At 71.1% G+C, this 12,588-nt stretch carries 14 protein-coding genes; 2 read left to right on the top strand and 12 right to left on the bottom strand.

Going from position 1 to position 12,588, the window contains the following annotated elements; genetic code table 11:
- Nucleotides 1-46: 46 nt before the first annotated feature.
- The 3 genes from cmk to aroH form a co-directional block, all read right to left on the bottom strand.
- On the bottom strand, nt 47-739 hold the full coding sequence (gene cmk / locus ACIRU3_RS31640) for a (d)CMP kinase (RefSeq protein ID WP_404063428.1): 693 nt from the start codon (nt 737-739) through the stop codon (nt 47-49).
- A 148-nt stretch (nt 740-887) separates the two neighbouring features.
- Complete coding sequence (locus tag ACIRU3_RS31635) at nt 888-1,973, bottom strand: prephenate dehydrogenase (RefSeq protein ID WP_404063425.1); 1,086 nt, start codon at nt 1,971-1,973, stop codon at nt 888-890.
- On the bottom strand, nt 1,970-2,332 hold the full coding sequence (gene aroH, locus ACIRU3_RS31630) for a chorismate mutase (RefSeq protein ID WP_404063422.1): 363 nt from the start codon (nt 2,330-2,332) through the stop codon (nt 1,970-1,972). Before aroH ends, ACIRU3_RS31635 begins: the two co-directional genes overlap by 4 nt.
- Nucleotides 2,333-2,541: 209 nt before the next feature.
- Between aroH and ACIRU3_RS31625 the strand changes: the two genes are divergently transcribed.
- The gene (locus ACIRU3_RS31625; protein ID WP_404063419.1) at nt 2,542-2,940 is read left to right on the top strand and encodes a Rieske (2Fe-2S) protein; all 399 of its coding nucleotides are present in this window, start codon (nt 2,542-2,544) and stop codon (nt 2,938-2,940) included.
- A gap of 22 nt (nt 2,941-2,962) precedes the next feature.
- Nucleotides 2,963-3,706 carry a DNA polymerase beta superfamily protein gene (locus tag ACIRU3_RS31620; protein WP_404063416.1) on the top strand — a complete coding sequence of 248 codons (744 nt, stop codon included), beginning with the start codon at nt 2,963-2,965 and terminating at the stop codon, nt 3,704-3,706.
- On the opposite strand, the gene ACIRU3_RS31615 is transcribed toward ACIRU3_RS31620, so the two are convergent.
- The 9 genes from ACIRU3_RS31615 to ald all read right to left on the bottom strand — a co-directional run bounded on the left by ACIRU3_RS31615 (nt 3,632) and on the right by ald (nt 12,517).
- On the bottom strand, nt 3,632-4,381 hold the full coding sequence (locus ACIRU3_RS31615; RefSeq protein ID WP_404063413.1) for a DNA polymerase beta superfamily protein: 750 nt from the start codon (nt 4,379-4,381) through the stop codon (nt 3,632-3,634). The two genes, ACIRU3_RS31620 and ACIRU3_RS31615, sit on opposite strands and share 75 nt — an antisense overlap.
- 4 nt (nt 4,382-4,385) lie before the next feature.
- Nucleotides 4,386-5,408: an ADP-ribosylglycohydrolase family protein gene (locus ACIRU3_RS31610; protein ID WP_404063411.1), complete on the bottom strand. Its 1,023-nt coding sequence runs from the start codon at nt 5,406-5,408 to the stop codon at nt 4,386-4,388.
- Nucleotides 5,405-6,124, bottom strand: coding sequence for an NUDIX hydrolase (locus ACIRU3_RS31605; protein WP_404063409.1), 720 nt, complete (start codon nt 6,122-6,124; stop codon nt 5,405-5,407). Before ACIRU3_RS31605 ends, ACIRU3_RS31610 begins: the two co-directional genes overlap by 4 nt.
- 189 nt (nt 6,125-6,313) lie before the next feature.
- Complete coding sequence (locus ACIRU3_RS31600; RefSeq protein WP_404063406.1) at nt 6,314-7,435, bottom strand: pseudouridine synthase; 1,122 nt, start codon at nt 7,433-7,435, stop codon at nt 6,314-6,316.
- On the bottom strand, nt 7,435-8,088 hold the full coding sequence (gene scpB, locus ACIRU3_RS31595; RefSeq protein WP_404063403.1) for an SMC-Scp complex subunit ScpB: 654 nt from the start codon (nt 8,086-8,088) through the stop codon (nt 7,435-7,437). The genes ACIRU3_RS31600 and scpB overlap by 1 nt, the downstream gene beginning before the upstream one ends.
- Nucleotides 8,085-9,275 (bottom strand): segregation/condensation protein A, encoded by a 1,191-nt coding sequence (locus tag ACIRU3_RS31590; RefSeq protein ID WP_404063400.1) that lies wholly within the window; start codon nt 9,273-9,275, stop codon nt 8,085-8,087. Before ACIRU3_RS31590 ends, scpB begins: the two co-directional genes overlap by 4 nt.
- A gap of 18 nt (nt 9,276-9,293) precedes the next feature.
- Nucleotides 9,294-9,860 (bottom strand): hypothetical protein, encoded by a 567-nt coding sequence (locus tag ACIRU3_RS31585; RefSeq protein WP_404063397.1) that lies wholly within the window; start codon nt 9,858-9,860, stop codon nt 9,294-9,296.
- Nucleotides 9,845-10,978, bottom strand: a complete 1,134-nt coding sequence (locus ACIRU3_RS31580) for a ParA family protein (RefSeq protein ID WP_404063394.1) — start codon at nt 10,976-10,978, stop codon at nt 9,845-9,847. Before ACIRU3_RS31580 ends, ACIRU3_RS31585 begins: the two co-directional genes overlap by 16 nt.
- A gap of 414 nt (nt 10,979-11,392) precedes the next feature.
- Nucleotides 11,393-12,517, bottom strand: a complete 1,125-nt coding sequence (gene ald / locus ACIRU3_RS31575) for an alanine dehydrogenase (RefSeq protein WP_404063391.1) — start codon at nt 12,515-12,517, stop codon at nt 11,393-11,395.
- Nucleotides 12,518-12,588: the final 71 nt, after the last annotated feature.

Genomic DNA, 12,588 nt, shown 5'->3' with positions numbered 1-12,588 from the left:
ACGCCGATGCGCCGCCCGACCTCGGCGCCCCGCTCGGACGGAAGGCTCACTTCCCGGCCCGCTTCTCCTCGACCAGGGTGACGACGCACTCGATGACCTGGGCGAGGGTGAGTTCGGTGGTGTCCACCTCGACCGCGTCGCCGGCCTTGGCGAGCGGCGAGGTCTTGCGGCTGGAGTCGGCCGCGTCCCGCTTGATCAGCGCCTCGCGGGTGGTGTGGATGTCCGCGCCCTTCAGCTCGCCGCTGCGGCGGGCCGCGCGGGCCTCGGGGGAGGCGGTGAGGAAGATCTTCAGGTCGGCGTCCGGCAGCACGGTCGTACCGATGTCGCGGCCCTCGACCACTATGCCCAGCTCCGCGCCGGTGGCCAGCGAGCGCTGCAGCTCGGTGATCCGGGAGCGCACCTCGGGGACGGCGCTGACCGCGCTGACCTTGGAGGTGACCTCCTGGGTGCGGATCGGGCCGGCCACGTCGACGCCGTCGACCGTGATGGTCGGGGCGGACGGGTCGGTGCCGGAGACGATCTCCGGCTTGCCGGCCACCGCCGCGATCGCGGTCGGGTCGTCGAGGTCGATGCTGTTGGCCACCATCCACCAGGTGATCGCCCGGTACTGGGCGCCGGTGTCCAGGTAGCTCAGGCCGAGCTGCGAGGCCACGGCCTTCGACGTGCTCGACTTGCCCGTGCCGGAGGGACCGTCGATCGCGACGATCACGGGCTTGGCGGTCGGGGCGCCGTTTTCCACGGGGGGACACCTTCCTGGTGCGGTGCAGTGTGAGCGGGGTGCGGGGAGCGAGAGCGCCCCGCACAAGGTTACTGGGTACGGGTCACTCGTCCGGACGCGTGCGTGCCGGGCCCGATCCGACCCGGCCCGCCACGGCGGCAGCGGGCGTCTACTGTCGCAGCGCCCAGCCCCGCTCCCGCAGCGCCGTCGTCAGCAGGGGAACCGCCTTCGGCTCCACCATGAGCTGGACGAGACCGGCCTGCTGGCCCGTCGCGTGCTCGATGCGGACGTCCTCGACGTTGACACCGGCCCGTCCCGCGTCGGCGAAGATCCTGGCCAGCTGTCCGGGCTGGTCGTCGATCAGCACCGCCACCACCTCGTAGACCCGCGGAGCGGACCCGTGCTTGCCGGGGACCCGCACCTGCCCGGCGTTCCCGCGCCGCAGGACGTCCTCGATGCCCTGGCCGCCCTCGCGCCGCTTGTCCTCGTCGGAGGACTGCAGGGCGCGCAGGGCGCGCACGGTCTCGTCCAGGTCGGCGGAGACGTCCGAGAGGAGGTCGGCGACGGGGCCGGGGTTGGCGGAGAGGATGTCGATCCACATCCCGGGGTCGGAGGCGGCGATCCGGGTCACGTCCCGGATGCCCTGCCCGCACAGCCGTACGGCCGCCTCCTCGGCGTGCTGCAGGCGTGCGGCGACCATGCTGGAGACCAGGTGGGGCATGTGCGAGACGAGGGCGACGGCCCGGTCGTGGGCGTCGGCGTCCATGACGACCGGCACGGCCCGGCAGTGCGAGACCAGCTCCAGGGCGAGGTTCAGCACCTCGGTGTCGGTGTCCCGGGTCGGGGTGAGCACCCAGGGTCGGCCCTCGAACAGGTCCCCGGTCGCGGCCAGCGGGCCGGACTTCTCCCGGCCGGACATGGGGTGGGTGCCGATGTAGGCGGACAGGTCGAGGCCCAGGGCCTCCAGCTCGCGGCGCGGGCCGCCCTTGACGCTGGCCACGTCGACGTATCCGCGCGCCATGCCCCGGGCCATGGCGTCGGCGAGGACGCCGGCCACATGGGCGGGCGGGGCGGCGACGATCGCGAGGTCCACCGGGCCCTCGGGGGCCTCGTCGGTGCCCGCGCCCAGCGCCGCGGCCGTACGGGCCTGCTCGCGGTCGTGGTCGTCGAGGTGGACGACGACGCCCCGCTGGGTCAGGGCGAGCGCGGCGGAGGTGCCGATGAGTCCGGTGCCGATGACAAGTGCGGTCCTCACTGGGCGATGTCCTTGCGCAGGGCGGCGGCGGCGCCGAGGTAGACGTGGGCGATGTCGGCGCGCGGCTTGTCCGACTCGATGTGCGCGAGAACCCGGACGACCCGGGGCATGGCGCCCTCGATGTCGAGTTCCTGGGCGCAGATCAGGGGGACGTCGACGATGCCGAGCTTGCGGGCGGCGGCCGCCGGGAAATCGCAGTGCAGGTCGGGGGTGGCCGTGAACCAGATGCTGATCAGGTCGTCGGCGGTGAGTCCGTTCCGCTCCAGCACCGCGGTGAGCAGGGCGCCCACCTGCTCGTCCATGTGCCCGGCCTCGTCCCGCTCCAGCTGGACGGCCCCCCGGACCGCTCGTACCGCCACGGCGCTGCTCCTTGCTGACATATCGGCTCTTGGTCGGTCCAGCGTAGTCAGACCCGGCCGGCCGGGCGCGCGGCGCCCGCCCGCTGAGACGGGAGGCCGGCCCGGTGACAGCCGTCCTCCGCGCTCTTCACTTCCTTCGACTTTGACCCCTTTGATGCAAAGATGTCGCAAATCAAGGGTTTCTTCCTGTCGATGTTCGGAGTGACGACATGACATACGGCACGACGCGGCGCGCGGTCCTCGTGACGACGGGCGTGGTGGCGCTCGCTGCCGGCTGCGGCAGCGGCAGCGGGGGCACCGAGAGCTCCACGTCGCCCGGCAGCGAGGAACTGGCGAAGACCGGCGACATCCCGGAGGGCGGCGGAAAGGTCTTCAAGGAACAGAAGGTCGTGGTCACCCAGCCGACGAAGGGCGACTTCAAGGCCTTCTCGGCGATCTGCACGCACCAGGGCTGCACGCTGAACCGGGTGGCGGACGGCACGATCGACTGCCCCTGCCACGGCAGCAAGTTCCACATCGCCGACGGCTCGGTGGCGCACGGACCGGCGACCAAGCCGCTGCCCGCCAAGACGATCGAGGTGGCGGGAAAATCGATCCGTCTGGCGTGATCGACCCGCGTACGCTCCGGGCATGCAGCCCGAGGACCTGGTACGCGACCACACGATCTACGCCTGTGTCATGGGCTCGCGCGCCTTCGGCCTGGCCACGGACACCAGTGACACCGACCGCAGGGGCGTCTTCCTCGCCCCCACCCCTCTGTTCTGGCGGTTCGAGAAGCCGCCGACGCATGTGGAGGGGCCGGGCGAGGAGCGGTTCTCCTGGGAGCTCGAGCGCTTCTGCGAGCTGGCGCTGCGCGGCAATCCGAACATCCTGGAGTGCCTGCACTCCCCGCTGGTGGAGCAGGTGGACGACACCGGCCGCGAGCTGCTGGCCCTGCGCGGCGCGTTCCTCTCCCGGCGGGTCTACGACACCTTCACCCGCTACGCCCTGGGCCAGCGCCGCAAGCTGGACGCCGACGTCCGTACGACGGGCGCTCCGCGCTGGAAGCACGCGATGCACCTGCTCCGCCTGCTGATGAGCGCCCGCGACCTGCTGCGCACCGGCGAGCTGCGCCTCGACGTGGGCGACCGCCGCGAGCCGCTGCTGGCCGTGAAGCGGGGCGAGGTCACCTGGGCGGAGGTCGAGGCGCGGATGGCCCGGCTCGCGGCCGAGGCCGAGGAGGCCCTGCACCGCACCACGCTGCCGCCGGAACCGGACCACGCGCGCGTGGCCGGCTTTCTGCACCGGGTCCGCCGTGCCTCAGCCTGCCAGCCGGACGCGGACCACGAAATCGTGCAGGGCGTCGTGCGCGCCGGGCGCGTCGGGCAGGGCTGAGGCTGCCTGCGCCTCGTCGAGCACGGCGTGCAGCCGCTCCACGTCGGCCTCCACGCGCGCGTGCTCGATGTCGGCGGTGCCGTGCTCGCGGTCCGCCTTGGCGGATATCAGCTCGGGCAGATAGCCGGGCGCGTCCACCTGCTCCAGGAGCGTGGGCAGATGAGCCTGGACCTCGCCGCTGCGCATCAGGTGGATGCCGGTGAGCAGCACGCGGAACGTGTAGAGCAGCGGCTTGAGCTCGCCGGTCTTCTCGAACAGCCGCCACTGGGTCACCGCGAACCCGCGGTAGTGGTGGGCGTGGTGGCTGGTGAGGACGCCCGGCACGAGCGCGGTCAGCTCCCGGTGCGCCTCGGTGGTGTGCGCGACCAGGGGCGAGAGCAGCTGCTCCAGCACATAGCCGTTGCGCCGGAGCATCAGCCGTACGAACTTGCGCACGTCGTGGGTGACGAGGTCCATCTCGACGCCGAACCGCACCCACGCCCGTGACCGTGTCTCCTCCGGTTCGTGCAGCCCGACCAGGTCCGCGGCGGGCAGCAGATGGGCGCCGCGCAGGTCCAGATCGGAGTCCCGGGACGGGAAGCCGTACAGGTGGGCTCCGGAGACGGTCGCGAACAGCAGCGGGTCCGGCTGTTCGGCGATCACGGGCGTCAGGTCCATGTCGAGGTCGTCGATCATGGGCCTAAGCGTCCCAGAGCGCTCCCAGGACCAACAGGTCGCCCCGGTACTCGATCCGGTCGGCCCACTCGGTGGGCCAGGCCTCCGCGCCCAGCCAGGCGCCCGCGAAGGCGCCGGTGAGGCAGGCGATCGAGTCCGAGTCGCCCGAGGAGCAGGCGGCCCGGCGCAGAGCGGTGACGGGCTGGTCGGGAAAGAGCAGGAAGCAGAGCAGCCCGGTGGCGAAGGCCTCCTCGGCGATCCAGCCCGCGCCGGTGGCCAGGCACGGGTCGGTCTCCGGGGAGGCGCTGCGCACGGCCTCCTGGAGCCGCGCGAGGATCTGCAGGCACTCGTCCCAGCCGCGCGCGATGAAGTGCTCGGGGCTGGGGTCCTGGGAACGGGTCCAGAGGTCGCCGAGCCAGGTGTGGTGGTAGCGGGTGCGGTTGTCGTAGCCGTACGAGCGCAGCTGTCCGACCAGTCCGGCCGGATCGGTGCCCCGGGCCAGCAGGTGGACCGCCCGGGCGGTCAGGTCGGAGGCGGCCAGCGCGGTGGGGTGTCCGTGGGTGAGCGCGGACTGCAACTGGGCGGCGCCGGCCCGCTGTTCGTCGCTCAGTCCGGGGGCGAGACCGATGGGGGCGACGCGCATGTTGGCGCCGCAGCCCTTGGACCCGATCTGGCTGGCGTCCTGCCAGATCCGGCCCTCCTCCTTCAGCAGGTCGCACGCGGTCAGGCAGGTGCGGCCGGGGGCGCGGTTGTTCTCCGGCGACTGGTACCAGTCCACGAACTCCTCGCGCAGCGGCCGCTCCAGCCGCTTGGGCCCGAGGGACCCGCGGTCCATGGCGGTCCTGAGCGCCCGGCCGAGTGCGAGGGTCATCTGCGTGTCGTCGGAGACGAAGGCGCGCTCGGGCAGCTCCATCTCCCGCCAGGGCCCGCACTTGGCGAGGATCGCGGGCACGTCGTTGAACTCGGTCGGGAAGCCGAGGGCGTCCCCGAGGGCGAGTCCGATCAGGGATCCGGTGGCGGCGCGCTTGCTCGGCTGGGTGGTGGTCATGCGGGGCGTCCTTCCCGGGACGGTCGGAGCAGGGGCGGGTGCAGGGCGGTGGCGGTGCCCGCGCGGTAGAGGGCGGCCGGTTTGCCGCGGCCTCCGGTCAGCCGGGCGGCGCCGGGGACGGGTTCGACGAAGCCGGGCGTGGCGAGCACCTTGCGGCGGAAGTTGGGCCGGTCGAGCGCCGTGCCCCACACCGACTCGTAGACCTGTTGCAGCTCGCCGAGGGTGAACTCGGGCGGGCAGAAGGCGGTGGCGACGCAGCTGTTCTCCAGCCGGCCGCCGATCCGCTCGTGGGCGTCCGCCAGGATCCGCTCGTGGTCGAAGGCGAGCGGCCGGGCGGAGTCGTACGGCAGCCAGCAGGCCCGGGCCGCGTCACCGCCGCCGCGCGGTTCGGGCGGCTCGGGCAGCAGCGCGGTGAAGGCGACCGAGACGACCCGCATCCGGGGGTCGCGGCCGGGCTCGCTGTAGGTGCGCAGCTGCTCCAGGTGCAGCCCGGAGACGTCGTCGAGCCCGGTCTCCTCGGCGAGTTCGCGCCGGGCGGCCGTCTCCGCGGACTCGTCGGGCAGCAGGAAGCCGCCGGGCAGCGCCCACTGCCCGGCGTACGGCTCCTGCCCGCGCTCGACCAGCAGCACGTGCAGGGCGCCCGCGCGAAGGGTCAGGACGGCGAGGTCGACGGTGACGGCGAAAGGCTCGTAGGCGTACTTGTCGTAGCCCTCCACGTGCCCGGCCCCCTCTCTGCACGGCCGACACCTTTATGGTCGACATGACTAATAGTCGCTACGACCATAAAGGGAGGGCGGCCCGGTCCGCAAGACCCTCAGCGCCTCCTGGAGCCCCGTTCACGCATACGACGACGGCCGGTCCCGGGAATCCCGGGACCGGCCGCCAGAAAGCCACGCAGGCGCCTCCTAGAGGTCGACCTCCTGCATGAGCATCCCGACCTCGGTGTTGGACAGGCGGCGCAGCCAGCCCGACTTCTGGTCGCCCAGGGTGATCGGCCCGAAGGACGTGCGCACCAGCTTCTCGACCGGGAAGCCGGCCTCGGCGAGCATGCGCCGAACGATGTGCTTGCGACCCTCGTGCAGGGTCACCTCGACGAGGTAGTTCTTGCCGGTCTGCTCGACGACCCGGAAGTGGTCCGCGCGCGCGTAGCCGTCCTCCAGCTGGATGCCGTCCTTGAGACGCTTGCCGAGGTCGCGCGGGATCGGGCCGACGATGGCGGCGAGGTAGGTCTTCTTCACGCCGTACTTCGGGTGCGTGAGACGGTGCGCCAGCTCGCCGTGGTTGGTGAGCAGGATGACACCCTCGGTCTCGGTGTCGAGCCGGCCGACGTGGAAGAGCCGGGTCTCGCGGTTGGTGACGTAGTCACCGAGGCACTGGCGCCCCTCCGGGTCCTCCATCGTGGAGACGACACCGGCGGGCTTGTTGAGCGAGAAGAACTGGTACGACTGCGTCGCGACCGTCAGGCCGTCGACCTTGACCTCGTCCTTCTCCGGGTCCACGCGGCGGCCCTGCTCCAGGACGATCTCACCGTTGATCTCGACGCGCGCCTGCTCGATCAGCTCCTCGCAGGCCCGGCGGGAGCCGTAGCCCGCGCGCGCGAGGACCTTCTGCAGCCGCTCGCCCTCCTGCTCGGCGCCCGGGAAGGTCTTCGGGAGCTTGACGTCCTTCTTGCCGGCGTACCGCTCGCGGTTGCGCTCCTCGGCGCGGGCGTCGTACTCACGGGAACTCGCCGGAACCGTACGGCCGCGCCCGGTGCTCTGGCCCTGCCTGGGCCCGCCCTTGGCGCCGCCGCGCGCCGAAGCGCCACGACCCGACTTCGGGCCGTCCTGGGTGGCGCCGGGGCCTACGTCGTAGCGCCGCTCCTCCGGGCGCGGCTTCTTCGGCCGGCCGCCCTGCTTGTCGTCGCGGGCGTTCCCGGCGCCGCGGTCATTACCGCGGCCGCCGCTGCTCCCGCCGCGGCCGCCGCTGTTGCCACCACGGCTCCCGCCGTTGTTTCCGCTGCTGTTCCTGCCGCTACTGCTTCGCATCAAAGTTCCGTCTTGTCGTCTGCGTCCTCGGAATCCGGAGCGTCCGGATCGAACGACGGCACGCCCTCCTGGGTCTCGGCCTCGATCGCCTCCGCCTCCGGGAGGAAGGGCGCGAGCTCCGGAAGCTCGTCCAGGCCGCGCAGGCCCATCCGCTCCAGAAAGTAGTTCGTCGTCCTGTACAGGATCGCACCTGTTTCGGGTTCCGTGCCCGCCTCCTCGACCAGACCGCGCTGCAGGAGGGTGCGCATCACACCGTCGCAGTTCACCCCGCGCACCGCGGAGACGCGGCTGCGGCTGACCGGCTGGCGGTAGGCGACTACGGCCAGGGTCTCCAGCGCCGCCTGGGTGAGACGGGCCGTCTGGCCGTCCAGCACGAGCCGCTCGACGGCGGGCGCGTACTCGGCACGGCTGTAGAACCGCCAGCCCCCCGCGACGAACCGCAGCTCGAAGCCGCGGCGCTGCACGGTGTAGTCGTCGGCCAGCTCCCGCAGCGCGTCCGCGATCTGCCGCTTCGGCCGTTCCAGGATCTTCGCCAGGTGTTCCTCGGTCGCGGGCTCGTCCACGACCATGAGGACCGCCTCCAGGGCGGGCTTGAGGTCGAGATCGGCGACGGTACGGAGTCCCGACAGGAGTTCCGCGGTCTCCTCGCTCATGCCTTCTTCTCCTCCTTGGGCTCCTCGGGCGGCCGGTCGAACTCGTCGGTGACCATCGGCGCCGCGTCCCCCTCGCTGCCGGTCCAGCGCACGATCAGCTCCCCGAGCGCGGTCTCCTGGTCCAGCGCGACCGCCTTCTCGCGGTACAGCTCCAGCAGCGCGAGGAAGCGGGCCACCACCGTGAGGGTGTCGTCGGTGTCTTCCACCAGCGCCCGGAAACTGACCTCGCCGAGTTCCTTCAGGCGTGCGACCACGATCCCCGCCTGCTCCTGCACGCTGACCAGTGGGGCGTGGATGTGGTCGACGTACACCTGCGGCTTGGCCCTGGGCTGCATCGCCTTGACGGCGAGCTTGGCGAAGCCTTCGGGGCCGATGCTGATGACGACCTCGGGCAGCAGCTCGGCGTGCTGGGGTTCGAGGCCGACGGTACGGGGGTAGCGGCGCGCCTCCTCGTCCAGGCGCTCGTTGAAGATGTCGGCGATCCGCTTGTAGGCGCGGTACTGCAGCAGCCGTGCGAACAGCAGGTCCCGGGCCTCCAGCAGTGCCAGGTCGGCCTCGTCCTCGACCTCGGCGGTGGGCAGCAGCCGGGCGGCCTTGAGGTCCAGCAGGGTGGCGGCGACGACGAGGAACTCGGTCGTCTGGTCCAGGTCCCAGTCCGGCCCCATGGCCCGGATGTGCGCCATGAACTCGTCGGTGACCTTGGAGAGGGCGACCTCGGTGACGTCCAGCTTGTGCTTGGAGATGAGCTGGAGAAGGAGGTCGAAGGGGCCCTCGAAGTTCGAGAGACGGACCTTGAAGACACCGTCGGACGGCTCTTGGGGTTCGGAGTTCCCGGAGGACAGGGAGGTCCGCTCAGGCCCACGCTGCGGCTCGGGCTCGGGCTGCGGCCCACGCTGTGGCTCGGGCTCGGGCTCCGGCTCCGGTACGGACGTGTCCGGCGCCTGCCCAGGCATTTCCGGCTCGGGGAACTGCGGCTCGGGAATCTCCGGCTCAGCGATCTCGGGCTCGGGAGTCTCCGGCTCAACGGTCTCCGGCTCGGCGATCTCCGGCGCAAGAACCTCGGGCTCGGCGACCTCCACCGGCACCGCGGCCTGCTCGGCCCGAGGAGTTCCCGGCCCCCGCCCCAGCACACGCCGACGGCCGGCGCCTGCGCCGGGGGCCGGTACGGGAACGTCGTTCGAGGTCATGGCCCCCGCAGGCTACCGCTACCGCCCGCGCAGCCGCCGTACCAGGATGCTCGCGTCTCCTCGGGACTCCAGGTCGGCCAGGACCACGGCGACCGCCTCGCGCACGATGCGCCCGCGGTCGACGGCGAGACCGTGCTCGCCGCGGAGCACGAGTCGCGCGTGCTCCAGGTCCATCAGCTCCTCGGCCGAGACGTACACCGTGATCTTCTCGTCGTGCCGCTCGCGTCCGCTGGGCCGCCGGTTGGCCGCACGCCCGCGCTTGCGAGGCTGTGCGGCCGTCGCGGACGAGGCGGCAGAAGAACCTTCCTGCGCCGTCTGCTGCCGCCCCGGCCGGCTGCGGGACTCGCCGGTCCCGGCCGGCTCCGCCTCCGCCGCGGCGTGCTCCGCGCCCTCTCCGTCACCGCCCTGGACGGGCACCGACGGCGGCATGTCCTCGGCGGCGGCGACGTCGTCGCTCTCTCCCGCGGGAGCCGGCACCCGGGCCTCACCGTTGGCCCCGCGCCGGGGCGAGGACGGCTGGAGCGCCGTGCCCCCTGTCGTACGGAACAGTTCGTCGGCACCGGGCAGACTCACTCGGCGTGACACCGGGCGAGCACCTCCCTGGCGAGCTGGCGATAGGCGGCGGCACCGACGGAGTTGGAGGCGTAGGTGGTGATCGGCTCGCCGGCGACCGTGGTCTCCGGGAAGCGGACCGTGCGGCCGATGACCGTGTGGTAGACGTGGTCGTCGAACGCCTCGACGACACGCGCGAGCACCTCACGGCTGTGCACGGTGCGCGAGTCGTACATCGTGGCCAGGATGCCGTCCAGTTCCAGCTCGGGGTTGAGCCGCTCCTGGACCTTCTCGATGGTCTCGGTCAGCAGGGCCACACCGCGCAGGGCGAAGAACTCGCACTCCAGCGGCACGATCACCTTGTGCGCGGCCGTCAGCGCGTTGACCGTGAGCAGGCCGAGCGAGGGCTGACAGTCGATCACGACGTAGTCGTAGTCGGGCAGCAGGGGCTTGAGGGCACGCTGCAGCGTCGACTCGCGCGCGACCTCGGAGACCAGCTGGACCTCGGCGGCCGACAGGTCGATGTTGGAGGGCAGCAGGTCCATGTTGGGGACCGCCGTCTTCAGCAGGACCTCGTCCGCCGACATGCCCCGCTCCATGAGCAGGTTGTAGACGGTGAGGTCCAGCTCCATCGGGTTGACGCCGAGACCCACCGACAGCGCGCCCTGCGGGTCGAAGTCCACGAGCAGCACGCGCCGGCCGTACTCCGCGAGCGCGGCACCCAGGTTGATGGTCGACGTCGTCTTGCCGACGCCGCCCTTCTGGTTGCACATCGCGATGATCTTCGCGGGGCCGTGATCGGTCAGCGGACCCGGGATCGGGAAGTACGGCAGCGGGCGTCCGGTCGGGCCGACGCGCTCACGGCGCTGGCGGGCCGCGTCGGGCGCGAGCGTGGCCGCGTACTCGGGATCGGGCTCGTACTCGGCGTCGGGGTCGTAGAAGTGCCCCTCGGGCAGTTCGTCGTAGTCGGCGAAGTGGTTGTGGGGCGCGCCACTTCCGTCGCCGGCCATGGCGTTCACGTGATGGCCATCCATGCTCTGGTGTGCTGTCCGGACCGTGTGCGGACCCGAACTCTGGTGGGCTGCGAAGGTGCGCACAGCTACGGAGCCGACAGCCTCGAATCCCTCGGGGCCCTGGCCCCGTACAGGCATTCCTGGTCGACCACCCCCGGGAGAAAATGTCGACTCATTCACAAGTCGTCTTACCTCCTTGGGGACCAGGAAACTTCTAGACAAGGTCAGCGTGGCACTATGCCGACGGTTGGCGACTCTATGGCGTGTCGGCGGTCCGCAGCAACACAATCCGCCGGACCCGGCAGGATGTGTCGGCAATGAAACATCCCTCTGTCAAGGGCGTACGGCCGTCGCACAGTAGGTTTCACCGGTGTGCGAATCGGTCGAAGGGTTACGTTCGAGGCGAGTTGACCGAGAGCCGCAAAGTGACCATACACACATCCGGCCAGACCTTGTCGGGCAAGGTCCGGCCGGGTGCGCAGTGTTGACGATCTGTGTTGACGTATCGCCTTTTGCCTGACGGCGACTTAGCGACACACCAGGTCGGAGGGGTCAGCCGAGCAGGGACTCCAGCTCCACGTGCTCCAGGCCGTGCGCCTCGGCGACCTCCTTGTAAACGACCTTGCCGTCATGGGTGTTGAGACCCTTGGCGAGCGCGGCGTCGCGGCGCAGCGCCTCGACCCAGCCGTTGTTGGCCACCGAGACGATGTACGGCAGCGTCGCGTTGGTGAGGGCGTTGGTGGAGGTGTTGGGCACCGCGCCCGGCATGTTGGCGACGCAGTAGAAGACCGAGTTGTGCACCCGGAAGGTCGGCTCGGCGTGCGTGGTGGGACGCGAGTCCTCGAAGCAGCCGCCCTGGTCGATCGCGATGTCGACAAGAACACTTCCGGGCTTCATGCGGGACACCAGCTCGTTGGTGACCAGCTTCGGGGCCTTGGCGCCCGGGATGAGGACGGCGCCGATGACGAGGTCGGCGTCGAGGACGGCCTTCTCCAGCTCGAAGGAGTTGGACATGATCGCCTTGACCTTGCTGCCGAAGACCTTGTCGGCCTCGCGCAGCTTGTTGATGTCACGGTCGAGCAGGGTCACGTCGAAGCCCATGCCGACGGCAATCTGGGTGGCGTTCCAGCCGGAGACACCGCCGCCGATGACGACGACCTTGGCCGGGGTCACACCCGGGACGCCGCCCGGCAGCACGCCGCGACCGCCGACCGGAGCCATCAGGTGGTAGGCGCCGACCTGCGGGGCCAGGCGGCCCGCGACCTCGGACATCGGGGCGAGCAGCGGCAGCGCGCGGCTCGGCAGCTCGACCGTCTCGTAGGCGATGGCCGTGGTGCCGGACTCGATGAGCGCGTCCGTGCACTCCTTGGAAGCGGCCAGGTGCAGGTAGGTGAAGAGGATCTGGTCCTTGCGGAGGCGGTGGTACTCCTCCGCGATGGGCTCCTTGACCTTCAGCAGCAGGTCGGCGGCGGCCCAGACCTCGTCCGCCGTCTCGAGGATCCCGGCACCGGCGGACACGTACTCGGTGTCCGTGATCGACGAGCCGAGGCCGGCGCCCCGCTCGATGACGACCTGGTGGCCGTTGCGCACCAGCTCGTGCACACCGGCGGGGGTGATGGCCACCCGGAACTCGTTGTTCTTGACCTCGCGGGGGATGCCGACCTTCACGTCGATCACGGTCCTTGGCTCAGAGGGTATGGGGGGTGCATTACATGACATACCCAGGCATGCAGGGGCACACCGGGAGA

Origin of the sequence: Streptomyces sp. NPDC101151, assembly GCF_044768335.1 — a bacterium.
Lineage (GTDB): Bacteria > Actinomycetota > Actinomycetes > Streptomycetales > Streptomycetaceae > Streptomyces.
Note: the sequence above shows the minus strand (reverse complement) of the source record. Positions and strands in the feature narration are given on the sequence as shown.